The following is a 17,544-nucleotide window of genomic DNA, read 5'->3' as shown; positions in this document are numbered from 1 at the left end:
AGCCTTTCTAAACCTGTAAATGTAAGTAGATGAAGATTGGACTGATTGTGATTGGTAAGACGGATGCCGGTTATTTTGTGGAGGCTATCAATGAGTATAAAAATCGCTTGACGCATTATATACCCTTTGAAATGGAAGTCATACCGGATATAAAGAACGTGAAGAACCTCTCAGAGGCGCAGCAAAAGGAGAAAGAGGGCGAATTGATTTTAAAGGCTTTGCAGCCCGGCGATTATTTGGTGTTGCTGGACGAGAAAGGGAAGGAGTTCACCTCCATGCAATTTTCTACTTATCTGGAAAAGAAAATGCATACGGTCCCGAAACGCTTGGTATTTGTGGTGGGCGGTCCTTACGGTTTTAGTGAGGCCGTGTATAAGGCGGCATCGGAAAAGATCTCGTTGAGCAAGATGACTTTTTCCCACCAGATGATCCGATTGATCTTTATCGAGCAGATTTACCGGGCGATGACGATCTTGAATAACGAGCCTTACCATCATGAATAACCGCATCGTTTAACGCCGGTATCCGCATAGCCCTACGCCTATACTGGCGTAAGTTCACACCGATACTGCCGTGAGGCTATGCGAATACTGGTGTTTTTCTCCCGGATTAATGGACTAATTTCAGGCCGACGATCCCTATCAATATCAAGGATAAGAACAATAACCTGAATATATTCGCGGAATCATGGAAAAACAAGATTCCAAGAAGAACAGTCCCTATAGCCCCGATCCCGGTCCAGATTACATAAGCCGTACCGATCGGGATGCTTTTCTGGGCGAGATATAAGAAATAACCGCTTAAGCCCATGGATAAGATCGATAAACCTATAAACCAAATAAAATATTTGGAATGCATACTTGCTAATTTAAAGCCCAGCGGCCAGCCGATCTCGAATAATCCGGCTATAATTAACAGAATCCAAGCCATATAGAATTAGTCTTAAAAGTTTTCCCGTGTCTTCTGGATCAATAAATAATCCAATAAAGTCATGGCGGTCATAGACTCGACGATAGGTACCGCACGAGGCAATACGCATGGATCATGACGTCCGCGTGCCTTTAATATCGTATCCTCTCCCTCCATGTTAACCGTTTCTTGTTCCATCAAGATCGTAGCGACCGATTTAAAGGCTACCCGGAAATAAATATCTTGTCCGTTGGAGATCCCTCCTTGGATACCGCCGGAATTATTGGTACGAGTATTGATATGCCCGTTATCATTGAAAAAGCGATCGTTCCTTTCCGATCCGCGGAAGAAGGCGGCGTTGAATCCGTCTCCATACTCGAAGCCCTTCACGGCGTTGATCGTAAGCATCGCATGTCCCAACGCGGCATGTAACTTGCCGAACACAGGCTCTCCCAATCCGACGGGAACCCCTTTCGCCACACAGGTAATAACACCGCCGATCGTATCTCCTTTTGATTTGATCTCGGCGATCAAGGTTTCCATCTCTGAGGCGGTCTTCGGGTCCGGGCAACGTACGTCGCTCTCCTCCGTCAAGCTTAAATCATAATCTTGGTAACTACCCGCTAATTGGATCGGGCCGACCTGCGAGGTATAAGCTTGGATCTGTATGCCGTATTGTTTAAGGGCGAGTTTAGCGATAGCTCCAGCCACGCAACGAGCGATCGTTTCCCGAGCGGACGAACGTCCTCCTCCACGGGGATCACGGATTCCATATTTCGTTTGATAGGTATAATCGGCATGGGAAGGACGGTAAACCGTCTTCATATTGTCATAGTCCGAGGAATGTTGGTTTTTGTTCCAGATGATGAAACCTATCGGCGTACCGGTTGTCTTTCCCTCGTAGATGCCGGAAAGAAATTGTACCTCATCATCCTCTTTACGGGGGGTCGTGATACGGGATTGTCCCGGTTTACGACGGTTCAGCTCTTGCTGGATGAATGCCGTATCTAATTCGATCCCGGCTGGGCATCCGTCGATCACGCCGCCGATACCGGGGCCGTGCGATTCGCCGAACGATGTTAATCTATAAATATTACCAAAAGTATTCACCGCTTTGTCTAATTGAAAATTGAAAACTGAAAATTGAGAATCAAAAGCCGATGATTAGGCGTTTCTCCTAATTTTCAATTTTCAATTCTCAATTTCCCATTATTTAGTGGCATCCACCACAACCACAACCACCCTCGTGGTTATCGCCACAATCGCTACCGCAATCGTCGCAACCGCAACTACATCCACCTGCGGGAGCGGAGAAGGCTGCGATCTCTTCCGCTGTCGGTTCGTGTACGTCGATTACCTCGCCGCTGAAATGCAAAGTCTCGCCAGCCAACGGATGGTTGAAGTCCATTACCACGATATCATCCTTCACTTCCAATACAGAGCCGTTCATACGGTTGCCATTAGAATCCATCATTGGGACGGTATTACCTTCCTTGATCATCTCGGCGTCGAATTTACCGTCCACCTCGAAGATATTCTTCGGAAGATCCAATACGTGCTCCTCGTTATATTCGCCATAAGCCTCGGCTGGCTCGATGGAGAAGTTGAACGTGCCACCTACTTCCAGCCCGTTCAAGGCTTTCTCGAATGCCGGAAGCATCATGCCTGTTCCGTAGATGAATTTCAAAGGAGCCTCGACCGTCGCTTTTTCCATTAACTCACGTTCTTCACCTTCGCCAACGTTCAGGTCGTATGTAACCGCAACGTATTTGTTTGCTGTAATTTTCATTTGTCTTGTATTTTAAATATGTATAGAAATGCTCGCAAAGATACGATTTTATTTCTTATCCACCGCCTTTTTAAAAGCGTTCATCGCTTTATCTAAAACAGAGCGGGGGCAACCAATGTTCAAACGCATATGGCCTTCTCCCCCGGGGCCGAAGATACTTCCGTCGTTCAGCGCTAGTCCGGCTTTGTCTTTGAACAGGTGTACGAGTTCATCTTGACTTAATTTCAGTTCCCTGCAATCCAACCAAACGAGGAAGGAGGCTTGGGGCTGGTAAACTTTTATCTTGGGGAGATGTAGTTTCATGAACTCTTCCACGAAACGTACATTCTCCATGATATACATTCGCATTTGTTGCAACCATTCGGCGCCATAGGTGTAAGCGGCGGTTGTTGCCGTATAAGCGAAGATCGTGCCATCGCCAAACTCTCCGGCCTCAAGGAAAGAATAAAATTCTTCCCGGATGCGATCATTGGGAACGATTGCGTAGGAAGTCACGATACCGGCGATATTGAACGTCTTGCTCGGTGCCATGAAAGTTATGCTGCAAGAAGCGGCAGTATCCGATACGGAGGCAAATGGATAATGCGTATACTGAGGATAGGCCATTTCCGCATGAATCTCATCGGAGATAACCAAAATATTGTGCTTGGCGCAAATCTCGGCCAAGCGGACCAAGGTTTCCTTTTTCCAGACGATCCCACCCGGATTGTGAGGGTTGCAGAGGATCAATACCTTGCATTTATCATCTATAATAGATTCAAGATGATCGAAATCCATCTCATAAACACCATCTACCATCTTTAGCGGATTATAAACGACCTCACGCTTCATTTTTTCCGGAACGATGCGGAACGGGTGATAAACAGGGGGCTGGATGATGACCTTATCTCCTTTTTGCGTAAAGCATTGGATAGCGAAAGCGATTCCCTTTACGATTCCCGGGATATAGCTGATCCATTCCCGTTGTATTTTCCAGTTATGTTTGTAGTGTACCCAATTGATGATACTCTCGTAATACTCGTCGGAGCCGAATGTATAGCCGAATATCTCGTGCTCACAACGTTTCTTCAGGGCCTCTACAATAAAGTCCGGTGTGCGGAAATCCATATCCGCCACCCATAGTGGTATCAGATTCTCGTCACCGAACATCTCTTTCAAACGGTCGAATTTCACGCAACTCGTCCCATGCCGTTCGATAACTTCGTCGAAGTTGTAGTGTTTCATATTTTTATTAACGATCAGTTTCTTAATTGCTATTGGGGTCAAAGATACAAATTATTATATTTATTGTTTATCCAAATCAAAGTATGAAATGCTGTATATTAGGAAATCGGCGATATATTTAATGAATCGTTTACTTAAATGGCTTATCAAACCGTGAACTGGCAAAATGTCAAAGTGTTATTATTGCTCTCTGTGGGTGATGAATTATGGGGCGGGGGCTTGGTCGCACGGAAAAAGCGCAAGCATTTGATGGTTGTGTAAATCAGAATGATGTTTGAATGCAGGTGTTGTTGGTCTTTTTTATGATTGATGTTTGAATAGCTGTCTATCGGTTGAGTATTTAAGGCTTTCTCTGTCTGAAAGTCATTTTGAAAATGTCTTTGCTTGAGCTGCTTCTAGCGTGGGTTATGCCGGATTTAGTCTTGATTTTAGGTGATTTTCATTCGAATGTTAACAAAATTTAGTCCGATACTAGATGAAATTTATTCCTTATGTTCTTCAGAAAACTTCCTTATGTTTTTTCTAGAACACTATTATGAATTTTTTCAAGGCTATTTATAGTCTACAAGTGTTAATAAATATGTGATTTAGAGTTTATATGTATCTTTTTTATCGCTAGAATAGGATTTTCTTATGAGATACGTGTTATCGTAAGTCGTGTTATCTGATAAAAATGTTATCTGGAATCTGTTTTAGATAACATTTGTCTTTTTACTGTTTCTGTTTGGAAATCGAAGTTTTTTCCCTTCTATACCTTCCGATTCCTAAGTAATACACTCTTGCTCCTGTTAAAATGCAATCCTAAAATGGTATTTGCTTGAGAATTGAAAGAAAAATAAAGAATTTTCTTTTAAATCCTTTGCGCATATCAATTATTGTTCTACATTTGCAGCGTCAAACAAACAAAGACAATAAGAAAAGATGATGAACAACGTATTGCATATTATTCTCGTGGTGGTCCTTCTAGTCATTAGTAGGTAAGGAGAAAGGTGTGTAAGAAGTTGTGAAGTCGTAGAGATATTTCTTAAGCCTTTCTCCATATAGGGAAAGGCTTTTTTATTATAAATAAATCAAGGTAGAGGCGTGGATAAAGCGCTCTACGAACAAAAAATAGGAAAGAGATGAAGAATCCGTTAAGAAGCTCATTTAGCACCGAAGGTCGTAGGATGGCCGGAGCCCGTGCGCTATGGCGTGCCAACGGGATGAAAGAGGAACAGTTCGGCAAGCCTATTATCGCTATCGTAAATTCATTTACCCAGTTCGTGCCGGGGCATACGCATTTGCATGAGATCGGTCAACTGGTCAAGGCCGAGATCGAGAAACAAGGTTGTTTCGCCGCTGAATTTAATACGATCGCTATCGACGACGGTATCGCTATGGGGCACGATGGGATGCTTTACTCGCTTCCTTCACGCGACATTATCGCGGACAGCGTGGAATATATGGTAAATGCCCATAAGGCGGACGCTATGGTTTGCATCAGCAATTGCGATAAGATCACGCCGGGTATGCTTATGGCTTCCATGCGATTAAATATCCCGACGGTGTTCGTGTCCGGTGGCCCGATGGAGGCAGGTGAGCTGGATGGCCGCCATCTTGATTTGATCGATGCGATGATTGAGTCTGCCGATACATCGGTAAGCGATGAGCGTATCGAGCAGGTGGAACGCCATGCGTGTCCGGGTTGCGGTTGTTGTTCCGGTATGTTTACCGCTAACTCTATGAACTGCTTGAACGAGGCGATCGGTCTGGCGCTTCCGGGTAACGGGACGATCGTGGCTACCCATAAGAACCGTATCCAACTTTTCCGTGACGCGGCTAAGCAAATCGTTGAGAACGCTTACAAATACTATCGTGACGGGGATGATTCCGTGTTACCTCGCAACATCGCTACCCGTCAGGCTTTCTTGAACGCCATGTCTCTGGATATCGCCATGGGGGGGTCTACCAATACGGTGCTTCACTTATTGGCCGTGGCACAAGAAGCCGGCGCCGATTTTCATATGGAGGATATCGATATGTTATCCCGCAAGACTCCTTGCCTGTGTAAGGTAGCCCCGAATACGCACACTTATCATGTACAAGACGTAAACCGTGCCGGTGGAATCCTCGGTATCATGAACGAGTTGATGAAAGCCGGGCTTGTGGATGGCAGCACGAGACGTGCGGACGGCCTGACCTTGGCCGAGGCTGTTGATAAATACGCCGTCACTTCCCCGAACGTAACGGAGGAGGCGATCCGTAAATACAAGAGCGCTCCCGCTCATCGGTTCAGTATCCAGATGGGTTCCCAAGAATCTTATTATAAGGAATTAGATACGGATCGTGCCGAAGGTTGTATCCGTGACGTGGAGCACGCTTATTCCAAGGATGGCGGCTTGGCTGTTTTGAGAGGGAATATCGCCTTGGACGGATGTGTCGTAAAAACCGCCGGTGTGGATGAGAGTATTTGGAAATTCTCCGGCCCGGCGAAAGTCTTCGATTCACAGGATGCCGCTTGCGAGGGCATTTTAGGAGGCAAGGTCGTTTCAGGCGATGTGGTCGTCATCACGTATGAGGGTCCGAAAGGGGGGCCGGGAATGCAAGAGATGTTATATCCTACCTCTTATATAAAGAGCCGTCACTTAGGTAAGGAGTGCGCCTTGATCACGGATGGTCGTTTCAGTGGCGGTACGTCCGGTCTTTCTATCGGGCATATCTCTCCCGAGGCCGCTTCCGGTGGCGCTATCGGACTGGTGAGAGACGGGGATATCATCGAGATCAATATCCCGGAACGTTCCATCAACGTGCGGTTGAGCGACGAGGAGTTGGCCGAGCGCCGTAAGGCGGAAGAGGCACGTGGAAAGAAAGCCTTTACGCCGCCGACGCGTCAGCGTGAGGTCTCGAAAGCGTTGAGAGCGTACGGGAAGATGGTTAGCTCCGCCGATAAGGGAGGTGTAAGGATTGTTGAAGATTAAAGCCAATAATATACATTAAACACGTTATTTTTTATGGAGAAACAAAAGATAACCGGTTCGGAAGCTTTGCTGAAAGCGTTGATTGCTGAAGGAGTAGATACTATCTTCGGTTATCCCGGCGGACAGGCGATACCTATTTACGACAGTTTATATGATTATAGGGACCAGTTGAGGCATGTATTGGTGCGCCACGAGCAAGGCGCTACCCATGCGGCTCAAGGATATGCCCGTGTATCTGGCAAGGTAGGAGTGACGTTGGTTACTTCCGGCCCGGGCGCTACGAATACCATCACGGGTATCGCTGATGCGCTGATGGATAGTACGCCAATGGTCGTAATCGCCGGTCAAGTACCCTCGCCGTTGTTGGGAACCGATGCTTTTCAGGAAGTCGACGTGATTGGCATCACGCAACCGATCACGAAATGGGCTTATCAAATCCGCAAGCCGGAGGAGATCGCATGGGCTGTTTCTCGTGCTTTTTATATCGCTTCTACAGGCCGTCCGGGTCCAGTTGTGCTGGATTTAGCGAAGGACGCGCAAGTAGGGTTGGTGGAATATGAATATAAGAAGGTCGATTACGTACGTAGTTATCAACCGGAGCCGGATATCAATAAGGATCGTATCAAGGCCGCCGCCGATTTAATCAATGAGGCGAAGAAACCCTTCTGTCTGGTCGGACAGGGAGTATTGTTAGGCGGTGCGGAAGAGGAATTGAAAGCGTTTCTCCAAAAGAATGATATACCTGCCGGATCTACGGTATTGGGCTTATCCGCGTTGCCAACCGATTTCCCATTGAACAAGGGAATGCTCGGCATGCATGGAAACGTAGGGCCGAACCGGAAAACGAATGAGTGTGATGTATTGATCGCTATCGGTATGCGTTTCGACGACCGTGTGACTGGCGATTTAAAGACATACGCTAAGCAAGCCAAGATTATCCATCTGGATATCGATAACTCGGAAATCGGCAAGAATGTTGCCGTGGATGTAAAGGTGCTGGGTAATGCCAAGCACACGATACCGATGATCACGGCGTTGTTGGAAGAACGTAAACGTCCGGAATGGAATGCCGAGTTCGATCGGGACGAGAAAGAGGAATACGATAAGGTAATCGAGAAGGAATTGTATCCGACCGAGGGCCAACTGAAAATGGGCGAGGTAGTCCGTAAGGTTTCCGAGGCGACCGGTAACGACGCTGTATTGGTGACCGACGTTGGGCAGAACCAGATGATGGGCGTCCGCTATTTCAAATATAAACAAACCCGTAGCGTGGTAACTTCCGGAGGTTTAGGTACGATGGGATTTGGTCTGCCGGCCGCTATGGGCGCTAAGTTCGGGGCTCCGGACCGTACGGTCTGCTTCTTTACCGGTGATGGGGGTATGCAGATGACGATTCAGGAATTGGGCACTATCATGCAGGAGAAACTGAACGTGAAGATTATCATTCTTAATAATAACTTCTTAGGTATGGTACGTCAGTGGCAAGAATTGTTCTTCCACGAGCGTTATTCAAACACCATCATGGAGAATCCGGATTTCGTGGCGATCGCTAAAGCCTATGGTATCGCCGGCCGTGCCGTTGAAAAGCGGGAGGAATTGGACGACGCTATCGCTGAGATGCTAAACCACGACGGCGCTTACGTGTTGGTCGCTAACGTGGAGACTTGCGGAATGGTATATCCGATGGTTCCTGCCGGGGGAAGCGTGACAAACATGATTATGGGAGACGAGAAATAAGGAGGAGATGAAGCTATGACAACAAAGAAATTATATACCGTTATTATCTTTTCAGAGAATATCGTAGGTCTTTTGAACCAGATAACGATTATCTTTACACGCCGACAGCTGAACATCGAGACTCTGTCCGTCTCTCCGTCCGCTATCAAGGGCATCCATAAGTTTACGATCACGACCTTCGCTGATGAGGATATGATCGATAAGGTGGTGAAACAGATCGATAAACGTGTGGATATCTTGAAGGCTTATTATAATACGGATGAGGATTTGGTTTATCAAGAGATCGCTCTTTATAAGCTAAGTACCGAGCTTTTCATCAAGATGGGAACCGTGGAGGGATTGATCCGTAAATACAACGCTCGTATCTTGGAGATGAACGAGACCTGCGTGGTATTGGAGAAGAGTGGCCACTATGACGAGACACAAGCCTTGTTCAATGAGTTGAGCGAGACGATCGGTGTCCTGCAATTCATCCGCTCCGGACGTGTGGCTATCACGAAGAGCAAGGTGGAGCGCTTGAGCGATATGTTGGCCGATATGGAGCGAAAGTTACATGAAAAGCAACAATAATAAGATATGGAGAAAGTAGGATTATTTCATTTCGTGGCGGAGCCGTATTTGATGGATTTCAGGGGACGTGTAACGCTCCCTATGATTGGTAACTATTTGATTCACGCCGCTTCCAGCCATGCCGGAGAGCGTGGGTTCGGTTTCAATGATATGTCGGAGCGTCATACGGCTTGGGTGTTGTCCCGTCTGGCTATCGAGATGAAGGAATATCCTACCGCCTTCGATAAGATTAATCTATACACTTGGATCGATGAGGTCGGACGCCTCTTCACCAGTCGTTGTTTCGAGCTGGCGGATGAGAATGGGAAAACCTTTGGATTTGCCCGTTCTATTTGGGCGGCTATCGACGTGGAGACCCGCCGTCCTACCTTATTGGATGTAGAGGCATTGGGCAAATATATCGACGAGCGTCCGTGCCCGATCGAGAAGCCGGGCAAGATCATGCCGGTGGAGAATAAGGCGGAGGGAATCCCGTATTCGATCAAATACAGCGACTTGGATATCAACGGTCACTTCAATAGCGTGAAGTATATCGAGCATCTGCTGGATTTGTTCGATATCGACCAGTTCAAGACCCGTGAGATCGGCCGTCTGGAGATCGCCTACCAATCCGAGGGTAAACAAGGTATGCCGCTTACGCTTCATAAGGCGGAGTCCGCTCCCGATAAGCAAGACATGGCTATTTGCCATGAGGGAAAGGCGATCTGTCGTGCGGCGGTTACTTGGAGATAATAAAAGAGATACATAAATAGGTTTTTAAACATTAATAGTTAAAAAAAATGGCACAAATGAATTTTGGCGGTGTTGTAGAGAATGTAATGACCCGCGAGGAATTTCCGTTGGAAAAGGCAAGAGAGATATTAAAAGATGAGACAATCGCTGTTATCGGCTATGGCGTACAGGGACCGGGACAGTCATTGAACCTTCGTGACAATGGTTTCAACGTAATCGTTGGCCAGCGCCAAGGTAAGACTTACGAGAAAGCGGTTGAGGACGGATGGGTTCCGGGTGAGACTCTGTTCGGTATCGAGGAGGCTTGCGACAAGGCCACGATCATCATGTGCTTGTTGTCCGACGCTGCCGTAATGTCTGTATGGCCTACGATGAAGCCTTATTTGACAGCTGGCAAGGCCCTGTATTTCTCTCATGGTTTCGCGATCACTTGGAACGATCGTACGGGCGTTGTTCCTCCTGCGGATATTGACGTGATCATGGTCGCTCCGAAGGGGTCTGGTACGTCTTTGCGTTCCATGTTCCTTGAGGGTCGTGGCTTGAACTCTTCTTTCGCTATCTATCAAGACGCTACTGGCAAGGCGATGGATCGTACGTTGGCGTTGGGTATCGGTATCGGTTCCGGCTACTTGTTCGAGACGACTTTCATCCGTGAGGCTACTTCCGATTTGACTGGTGAGCGTGGTTCTTTGATGGGCGCTATCCAAGGTTTGTTGTTGGCCCAGTATGAGGTATTGCGCGAGAATGGACATACTCCTTCCGAGGCTTTCAACGAGACGGTCGAGGAGTTGACTCAATCCTTGATGCCCTTATTCGCCAAGAATGGTATGGACTGGATGTACGCTAACTGCTCTACGACTGCCCAGCGTGGCGCTTTGGACTGGATGGGTCCGTTCCACGACGCAATCAAGCCGGTTGTCGAGAAATTGTATGCGAACGTAAAATGCGGTAACGAGGCTCAGATCTCTATCGACTCAAACTCTAAGCCGGATTATCGTGAGAAATTGGAGGCTGAATTGAAGGCGTTGCGCGAGAGCGAGATGTGGCAGACTGCTGTTACTGTACGCAAGCTTCGTCCGGAGAACAACTAATCCAATCTTAATCCTTATATATCAGCAAAAAGAGGCGGGTCACTTACGGGTGGCTCGCCTTTCTTTGTGTTATTCGATGTGGATATTCTTTGTTTTCTTGATCTTTCGCATGCTGGATGCTGAATGGACGATGTCCAGCACCTCGATGCGTTCCTCGGTGATGCGGTAGATGATAAGGTGTGAATCTAGGATGATGTTCCGGTACATGCGGCTTTTCGTGGTTAGGTGTCGGCATTCGGGATAATAAGGATAGGTTTGGTCTAACTCGTATAAGATGGATTTTATCTTGTTAGCGTATAATTCCGCTTGGTAGAATCCAAATAAGTCAAGGCCTTGAACATATACATTATCGTAACTTTCCCAAAATAAACTACTGGTTATAACCTGCTTTTGAGTAGGTCTTGCTTCCATGCCTCAAAACGTTTAAAACCTTCATCTAGGGTCATGAACGGCCCCTTCTCAATCTCATGGATATGTTCCCAGATCTCTTCTTGGGTGAATTGCATCGGCTTGGTAGGATCCCACTTGAGCTTTGCGGGTCCGGTCTTGGTCTTACGTGTCTTTGCGGTCTTGGCCGTAGTTTCCTTGGCGGGGATGTTGCTTAATTTTGTCATAGTCGTAACTGTTATTTATTAGTACAGTGGCAAATGTATGGAATAATTTCCATGTAATAAGATATTTGGTAAGGAAAAAAGTAGGTCTATAGGATTAACTCATTACCCAGTTGTAGAGACGGGGCGTGCCCCGTCTCCATCCCCTCAAAATGGTATTCAAATTTATTTATGTCACATAACCGCTATTTTTAATCGCTTATCCGCTATATACGCACAATAAGCATGAATTTTGGGGTGTGGGGTGTGCAGGTCTTTATTACATATTTTTTTATTTCTTATATTTACTACGTCTTATACATTAAAAGAGTATATGAAAATCATATGATAATGTGTGATGGATATATGATGTTAACCTTTTTTATCAGTATGCGCTTGGTAAATCGGAATAATTGTGTAGCAAGCAAGCTGACCTATATATATTCTGTTTGTACGACGAGCCGGTTCGTGGAGGATTTCCTCCGCGGACCGGCTCGTCGTGTTTGCGGACAGCCTATGCGGGAAAGGTCATCCCACCGACACGACACGCTAAGCCGGGAATGGCGAGAGAATCCCGGCGCACGACATCTTGGCAGCAAGCCGGGAAGGTGGTCTCCCGCCTTGAAAAAGGCTGTTTTGACAGGTCCGACACCAGACCCTGTTCAGTCCGACACCAGACCTCGTTCGGTGTCGGACCGGACGGGGTTCGGTGCCGGACCGGACGGGGTTCGGTGCCGGAGTCTCATTTTCCCCTTTCCGGCAGGTAGCCATTAACCTTTAAAAATGACATTATGGCATTTTATAAGAAAAAGAAGCAGAAAGTCAACGGACTGTGGTATCCCATGGCCGTTACGGTAGGCAAGCCGGTCAACACCGATGAGGTGGCGGACCGCTTGGCGCAGATCTCCACCGTGAGCCGTGCGGACACGTACGCCGTCTTGAAGGACCTCGCGGGTGTCTTGGCCGATTATATGGCGCAAGGCCGTACAGTGAAGATGGACGGCCTGGGCACGTTCTACTACACCGCCAATACGATCAAGAACGGGGTAGCGGACGAGAAGGACGTGAGCGCCGCGCAGATCGCCGGCGTACGCGTGCGCTTCATCCCCGAGGCTCGCAGGAGCGGCAGCGGACGCAACATGGTCCGCTCGCTGATCAGCGACAACATCTTCTGGGTGGAGCTGCCGGCCGACGCAAAGACCACCGATCCCGGACAGGGCGGTGGCGGCGATTCCGAGAGCCCGGATGAGATCTGATCCGGCTCCTCTGGCATATCCCCGCCGGGGCTTGGGACGGCTAGCGTATCCGGGCCACCGGCGGGAATATCTTTCTGGCTAGCGTATCGATGTCTTATCATAGGGGAGATGTCGATACGCATTACGAATGTAAAAACACCTATCTATAAATTTATTGCTTATGAAAACAATTTTACGAGGAATTAGTATGAGGTTGTCGCTCATCGCGATGGTCTTATGTTTATGCGCCGCATGGCCGGGGCATGGACTGGCTTGGGGTATGGCCGGGTCGGCGAGCCCGGCGGGAATGACACCCGGGGCTCGACAGAGCCAGGCGGAAGGGGAGGTACGGTTTTCCAATACTCTGGATCCTGTAGCTTATAGCTTTATCTACAAGTGGGATCCGATGGCTACTTGGAGCTTGAATTTCAATATCGAGAACTTCACGAAGGGCATGGCTGTACGTGTACAGCTGGCGAACACGGCGAATCCGGACGGGGTAGAGTTCCGCTTTGAGGATTCTGAGCCGGCGCAAACGTTAGACAATGGCGGCTTTTGGATACCGGACGAGAAGTTGACGGACTATGGATATAGCGTTGGGCTTCGTCTGCAAATGAATAGCTCGAAGGAGTGCGAGGCTGGCTATACCGTGAAAGTGTACAGCTCGCGAGACATGAGCACGGCTGCTTTAGTCTCCACCGGGCAAACGATACGATTTATGCTGGGTGATAAGGCTCCCACTATGGGAGAGTTGTTGCGTACATCCGGTGATTTGAACGAGGATATCCCTTTTGCGATCAACGTGACGAAGGCGGGTTTCCTGCAGGGGCAACACGCTAAGATGAAGATTTATCTGAATGGCCCTTCTGAAGGCTTGACCCTTTCCGGGCAGAACCTAAGTAAAGAGACTGGTCTATATAATGAGCCCATATACGTATTAGATATCCCTTCCTTCTCCGCTACGCAATTCACGTTGATGGCTCACGCCACGGAGGAATGGAACGGAACGGTTCAAGTGGATATTTGTGATGCGGACGGCAATAGGGTAGGGTATGGTAGCCAAGCACCGTTCGCTTTCCCAACCAATAACTCGCAGGACGATATAGCCGCCTTGAAAGCGATCGCCGAGGCCAATCCGCTGAACTCGGACTTGCAGAACTTCATCTCCAACAAGGAGTACCTGAAAGACAGGACGCAGGGTGATGGCTATAACGTGGGCGTGACATGGAATGAAGAATCCACGAGCCGGGTGAAATCCTTCTTTATCAAAGACTATAGAACCCGTACGGTTTCCAAGTTGGATTTATCGGCGTTATCCGGACTGGAAGAGTTGGATTTGGATGGTACCCAAGTTGAGAAATTGGATCTGTCGAAATTGACGAGACTGCGGAACTTGGGGTTGAGTGGTAATAATTCGCTTACTTGGGCTACGGTGACGTTGCCTACTCCGTTACCTCAAAATTTGAACGTTTATGGTTTTACTACAATCAAGGCTGGTACGCAAGTAGACAATAACAATGCTTACGCCGCAGCAGGTACGGAGATCGATCTATCCGCTTACGCTACGGCGGGTGGCGTGAAATCGGTATATCAATGGTACCTTATTGATCGGGCTACTGGTAAACGGACGAAAGCGACTATGCCGGCGGTATCCGGCAAGGAAGGTGCTTTCGTCTTTACCGGAAAGCCGGGTGAATATTATATGTGTTCGATTACCAATTCGAATTACGGCAATTGGTGTATGGAGACACCCCAGATCAAGGTAGCCCGTAACTCGGACAACTACTCCCCTGCAGACATCGCCGGATTGAAGAAGTTGGCTGCCGATAACCCGAATATCACCCAATTAAAGGAGTTCGTGGATAGCAAGGGCTGGGAACGCGAGAATTGGAACTCGTATCAAGACGTGATCCGTACGGACTGGAGCACGGACGAGGTCGGCCGGTTGACACATCTAGCTATTGAGTTTGATTGGAGCTCGAAGGATACGATCTCTCAATTAGACCTAAGCGCTTTCACCGAGCTGAAGTATTTCGATTGTGAGAATTTCATGAATATAGAGAAGCTGGATCTATCGAAGAATACGAAGCTGGAGCACCTGCATGTATATAGTAAGAATCTGGAGTCTCTTGACCTATCTAAATGTCCGGAACTGCAATATTTCGGATTTGGCACGCGATACACGGGCGAGGGATCTTACCAAAAAACGAAGTTGGCGAGACTGAACTTGACTGGTTGCTCGAAGTTGACGGAGCTTTACCTAGAGCATTTATCTTTGACTTCGTTGGATATCTCTTCCTTTAAGCGATTAAATAGGCTGACGATCGAGTATTGCCCAGACTTAAAGGTACAAGGCTTCGATAAGGCTACAAGCTTGACTTATGTGGCCTTGCCGCATACGAAGCAGTTCGCAGATCTGATAAAGAACTTGCCGGCGTTTATCCGTCATCTATATTTGCAAAATACGGAGTATGAGCTTCCTTCTGCGCAAGAGGGAAAGAATCTGGAGTCGTTGGGATTGCCGGAGTATCTGGAAAGTTTCGATCTGGCCCAGTATCCGAGCTTAAAAAACATGACGGTAGGGCATGGGCAATCTCTCTTGAAATATACGGGCTTGAAGAATTATCGGCAAAATGTAAGTTATGATGGACGAAGTGTCTTCCAGCTTACTTCTCCCTCCCATCCTGGAGATAAATATTGGTTCGAGAACGGCGATACGATCGACCTCTCCTCGGAGGCCGTGATCGATGGTATAGAGACCGTATTCTTGTGGGTAAACGCCAAATATAGGACAGAGGAGAAAGAGGCATTGAAGCCCGTGCTAAACCGTCCGGGTGTATTCGTGCTGGATAGCAAGGAGGAAAAATATGGAGACTATTATTGTAAACTGATGAATCCGAAGTTCTGTGAGATCACGGAGATCACTTATTTCTCCGGCTGGCAGATCGAGACCTCGCGCATCCATGTGGAGACCACCGTACCCCAAGTATTCGCCGAAAGCGACGTGGCTACCTTGGTACGTATCGTAGACGCTTCCAACAACAAGGCGTTGAGCGAGTGGTGGAGCAGTGGCGCATGGCAGACGAACGAGAACTCACAGTACGCACAAGCGATCTGGAACGATGAGAACCCCCGCCGCTTGACACATTTATATATGTATCAAATGGGCAATAACTTCGCTAAGGAGGTGGACCTATCTGCCTTGGATAAGCTACAAGAGTTGTCGCTTTACGGCAACCGGGTGGAGAAACTTACCTTGCCGAAGAATAATACCGTATTGCGCTCCTTGATGCTTGCCGGCAATACGCCGCTTTCTACCTTGATCGTCTCTATGTATCCTGCCTTGGAGTATCTGGATGTGGCCAATACTGGCCTAACGGCTATCGACCTGTCTAACAACAAGAACTTGAAAGAGCTATTCTTGAACTGGACAATGATTGAGGCGATGGACGATGAGATCGCCGCTCGATTGATCTCCTATGGCGTGCCGATGCCTACTATGCGGATCGACTTGGCCAAGTTCCCTGTGTTGAAGGCTTTACGCGCCTCCGGATCGCTCTTGGAATTTACCGGCGTGGAGAACCCGCGGCAATTGGAGTCTGCCGATGGTCTCGTGACGTTGCCGGTCGGTGAGGCCCGTGTGGGCGGTTTTGCGGCCTATGGAGAGACTATCGATCTTTCCGCGCAAAAGACCGTGGGAACTTCCGCCTCTCGCTTCGTTTGGACGGTTGGTAGCGATACGATTGCGCATACGGAGAATCGTCTCACGATCACGGACGATCTGCCCGCTAACTATCAAGTGGCTGGTCTCGTAACCAATCCGTTATTTCCGGGCTGGACAGTCCAATATGGAGCATGGATCTACACCCGCGATGGCGACGCGAACCTCGACAAGTCCGTGAACGTACAGGACGTGACGGCTACGGTAAGTTACGTCTTGAAGGACAAGGATAACATGATCTCCAACTTCGGTTTCGCCGAGGCGGACGTGAACTATAATAATAATGTAGAGATCGCCGACGTGATCGGCATCGCCAATATCATTCGCAATGAGCCGGTTACCAAGGCTAGCGCGCTGCGTTCTGAGGCCGAGGTTCCCGTACAAATGGAGCTCGACGCTGATAACTTCTTGACGATGAATAGCCAAGTACCGGTAGCCGGTATCTATCTGGAGTTGGTGGGAGCCATCGACGAGATCCCGTTGCTGGGCGATGCCGCCAAGTTCCTGCAGGCTTCCAGCTTGAACGGGGATACCTTGCGGGTGATCGGTTATAGCTTGGATGGCCGCACGATTCCTTCGGGCAAGAGCCGTATCCTGCGTATGCCGGCGGGCGTTACCTTGGTAGGAGCCTCCTTCTCCGACGCGAAGGCCAACAGCTTGAGGTCCGGTGGCGACGCGATCGTAACCTCCAATGCCCCGATCGAGGCGATCAGCCGCTTGGAGGCCGTCTCCAACTATCCGAACCCGTTCCGTGGCAGCACGACCTTCTCTTATCAACTGGAGGAACCCGCCCAGACGGTTATGATCCATGTATTCTCCGCGAGCGGTGCGTTGACCGCGGTACTGAACGGTTTGCCCGGCGAGGTAGGCGAGAACCGCTATACGGTTGCCCTTCCTTTACCGGCGGGCGTTTACTACTACCGCTTGACGGCGAAGACAGGCCATGGTGTGAAGGCAAGTAATACTAACATCTTTATCTGTAAGTAAAT

Annotated in this window: 15 protein-coding genes; 9 read left to right on the top strand and 6 right to left on the bottom strand. The window is 48.4% G+C overall.

Annotated elements, in window-relative coordinates:
- Window positions 1-29: 29 nt before the first annotated feature.
- The gene (gene rlmH, locus DW033_RS17425) at window positions 30-503 is read left to right on the top strand and encodes a 23S rRNA (pseudouridine(1915)-N(3))-methyltransferase RlmH (protein ID WP_005854430.1); all 474 of its coding nucleotides are present in this window, start codon (window positions 30-32) and stop codon (window positions 501-503) included.
- A 106-nt stretch (window positions 504-609) separates the two neighbouring features.
- On the opposite strand, the gene DW033_RS17420 is transcribed toward rlmH, so the two are convergent.
- The 4 genes from DW033_RS17420 to DW033_RS17405 all read right to left on the bottom strand — a co-directional run bounded on the left by DW033_RS17420 (window position 610) and on the right by DW033_RS17405 (window position 3,922).
- Window positions 610-930 (bottom strand): multidrug efflux SMR transporter, encoded by a 321-nt coding sequence (locus tag DW033_RS17420; protein WP_005854432.1) that lies wholly within the window; start codon window positions 928-930, stop codon window positions 610-612.
- Between the two features lie 12 nt (window positions 931-942).
- The gene (gene aroC / locus DW033_RS17415; protein WP_057317702.1) at window positions 943-2,019 is read right to left on the bottom strand and encodes a chorismate synthase; all 1,077 of its coding nucleotides are present in this window, start codon (window positions 2,017-2,019) and stop codon (window positions 943-945) included.
- Window positions 2,020-2,122: 103 nt separating this feature from the next.
- Window positions 2,123-2,698, bottom strand: coding sequence for a peptidylprolyl isomerase (locus DW033_RS17410; protein WP_005854436.1), 576 nt, complete (start codon window positions 2,696-2,698; stop codon window positions 2,123-2,125).
- A gap of 48 nt (window positions 2,699-2,746) precedes the next feature.
- A complete protein-coding gene (locus tag DW033_RS17405; RefSeq protein ID WP_122144883.1) occupies window positions 2,747-3,922 on the bottom strand; it encodes a MalY/PatB family protein in 1,176 nt (391 codons plus the stop codon).
- A gap of 1,121 nt (window positions 3,923-5,043) precedes the next feature.
- Here DW033_RS17405 and ilvD point away from each other — a divergent pair.
- The 5 genes from ilvD to ilvC are packed head-to-tail and all read left to right on the top strand — an operon-like array spanning window position 5,044 to window position 11,009.
- A complete protein-coding gene (gene ilvD, locus DW033_RS17400) occupies window positions 5,044-6,879 on the top strand; it encodes a dihydroxy-acid dehydratase (RefSeq protein WP_005864376.1) in 1,836 nt (611 codons plus the stop codon).
- Between the two features lie 33 nt (window positions 6,880-6,912).
- On the top strand, window positions 6,913-8,616 hold the full coding sequence (gene ilvB, locus DW033_RS17395) for a biosynthetic-type acetolactate synthase large subunit (RefSeq protein ID WP_048927571.1): 1,704 nt from the start codon (window positions 6,913-6,915) through the stop codon (window positions 8,614-8,616).
- A gap of 15 nt (window positions 8,617-8,631) precedes the next feature.
- Window positions 8,632-9,186, top strand: coding sequence for an acetolactate synthase small subunit (gene ilvN, locus DW033_RS17390; RefSeq protein ID WP_008780057.1), 555 nt, complete (start codon window positions 8,632-8,634; stop codon window positions 9,184-9,186).
- Window positions 9,187-9,192: 6 nt separating this feature from the next.
- Window positions 9,193-9,918, top strand: a complete 726-nt coding sequence (locus DW033_RS17385) for an acyl-[acyl-carrier-protein] thioesterase (protein WP_122382974.1) — start codon at window positions 9,193-9,195, stop codon at window positions 9,916-9,918.
- A gap of 47 nt (window positions 9,919-9,965) precedes the next feature.
- On the top strand, window positions 9,966-11,009 hold the full coding sequence (ilvC, locus tag DW033_RS17380; protein WP_005854467.1) for a ketol-acid reductoisomerase: 1,044 nt from the start codon (window positions 9,966-9,968) through the stop codon (window positions 11,007-11,009).
- A gap of 69 nt (window positions 11,010-11,078) precedes the next feature.
- On the opposite strand, the gene DW033_RS17375 is transcribed toward ilvC, so the two are convergent.
- On the bottom strand, window positions 11,079-11,420 hold the full coding sequence (locus DW033_RS17375; protein ID WP_057327367.1) for a type II toxin-antitoxin system RelE/ParE family toxin: 342 nt from the start codon (window positions 11,418-11,420) through the stop codon (window positions 11,079-11,081).
- Window positions 11,387-11,623, bottom strand: coding sequence for a hypothetical protein (locus tag DW033_RS17370; protein ID WP_057327368.1), 237 nt, complete (start codon window positions 11,621-11,623; stop codon window positions 11,387-11,389). Before DW033_RS17370 ends, DW033_RS17375 begins: the two co-directional genes overlap by 34 nt.
- Window positions 11,624-11,965: 342 nt before the next feature.
- Between DW033_RS17370 and DW033_RS24390 the strand changes: the two genes are divergently transcribed.
- The 3 genes from DW033_RS24390 (at window position 11,966) to DW033_RS17360 (ending at window position 17,542) form a co-directional block, all read left to right on the top strand.
- Window positions 11,966-12,373 (top strand): hypothetical protein, encoded by a 408-nt coding sequence (locus tag DW033_RS24390; protein WP_147423683.1) that lies wholly within the window; start codon window positions 11,966-11,968, stop codon window positions 12,371-12,373.
- 17 nt (window positions 12,374-12,390) lie between these two features.
- Window positions 12,391-12,855: an HU family DNA-binding protein gene (locus DW033_RS17365; RefSeq protein WP_008773523.1), complete on the top strand. Its 465-nt coding sequence runs from the start codon at window positions 12,391-12,393 to the stop codon at window positions 12,853-12,855.
- A gap of 160 nt (window positions 12,856-13,015) precedes the next feature.
- Window positions 13,016-17,542, top strand: a complete 4,527-nt coding sequence (locus DW033_RS17360) for a T9SS type A sorting domain-containing protein (protein WP_122382973.1) — start codon at window positions 13,016-13,018, stop codon at window positions 17,540-17,542.
- The last annotated feature ends 2 nt before the right edge of the window (window positions 17,543-17,544 follow it).

The organism is Parabacteroides sp. AF39-10AC (assembly GCF_003635405.1).
GTDB lineage: Bacteria > Bacteroidota > Bacteroidia > Bacteroidales > Tannerellaceae > Parabacteroides > Parabacteroides distasonis.
The sequence above is the reverse complement of the archived record's forward strand: the minus strand, read 5'-3'. Positions and strand labels throughout refer to the sequence as shown.

Bases quoted from the DNA above. Each gene is read 5' to 3' on its own strand.
- ilvB (WP_048927571.1), top strand. From the start codon at position 6,913: ATGGAGAAACAAAAGATAACCGGTTCGGAAGCTTTGCTGAAAGCGTTG.
- ilvC (WP_005854467.1), top strand. From the start codon at position 9,966: ATGGCACAAATGAATTTTGGCGGTGTTGTAGAGAATGTAATGACCCGC.
- ilvN (WP_008780057.1), top strand. From the start codon at position 8,632: ATGACAACAAAGAAATTATATACCGTTATTATCTTTTCAGAGAATATC.
- DW033_RS17370 (WP_057327368.1), bottom strand. From the start codon at position 11,623: ATGACAAAATTAAGCAACATCCCCGCCAAGGAAACTACGGCCAAGACC.
- ilvD (WP_005864376.1), top strand. From the start codon at position 5,044: ATGAAGAATCCGTTAAGAAGCTCATTTAGCACCGAAGGTCGTAGGATG.
- rlmH (WP_005854430.1), top strand. From the start codon at position 30: ATGAAGATTGGACTGATTGTGATTGGTAAGACGGATGCCGGTTATTTT.
- DW033_RS17375 (WP_057327367.1), bottom strand. From the start codon at position 11,420: ATGGAAGCAAGACCTACTCAAAAGCAGGTTATAACCAGTAGTTTATTT.
- DW033_RS24390 (WP_147423683.1), top strand. From the start codon at position 11,966: ATGATGTTAACCTTTTTTATCAGTATGCGCTTGGTAAATCGGAATAAT.
- DW033_RS17410 (WP_005854436.1), bottom strand. From the start codon at position 2,698: ATGAAAATTACAGCAAACAAATACGTTGCGGTTACATACGACCTGAAC.
- DW033_RS17385 (WP_122382974.1), top strand. From the start codon at position 9,193: ATGGAGAAAGTAGGATTATTTCATTTCGTGGCGGAGCCGTATTTGATG.
- DW033_RS17360 (WP_122382973.1), top strand. From the start codon at position 13,016: ATGAAAACAATTTTACGAGGAATTAGTATGAGGTTGTCGCTCATCGCG.
- DW033_RS17405 (WP_122144883.1), bottom strand. From the start codon at position 3,922: ATGAAACACTACAACTTCGACGAAGTTATCGAACGGCATGGGACGAGT.
- DW033_RS17365 (WP_008773523.1), top strand. From the start codon at position 12,391: ATGGCATTTTATAAGAAAAAGAAGCAGAAAGTCAACGGACTGTGGTAT.
- DW033_RS17420 (WP_005854432.1), bottom strand. From the start codon at position 930: ATGGCTTGGATTCTGTTAATTATAGCCGGATTATTCGAGATCGGCTGG.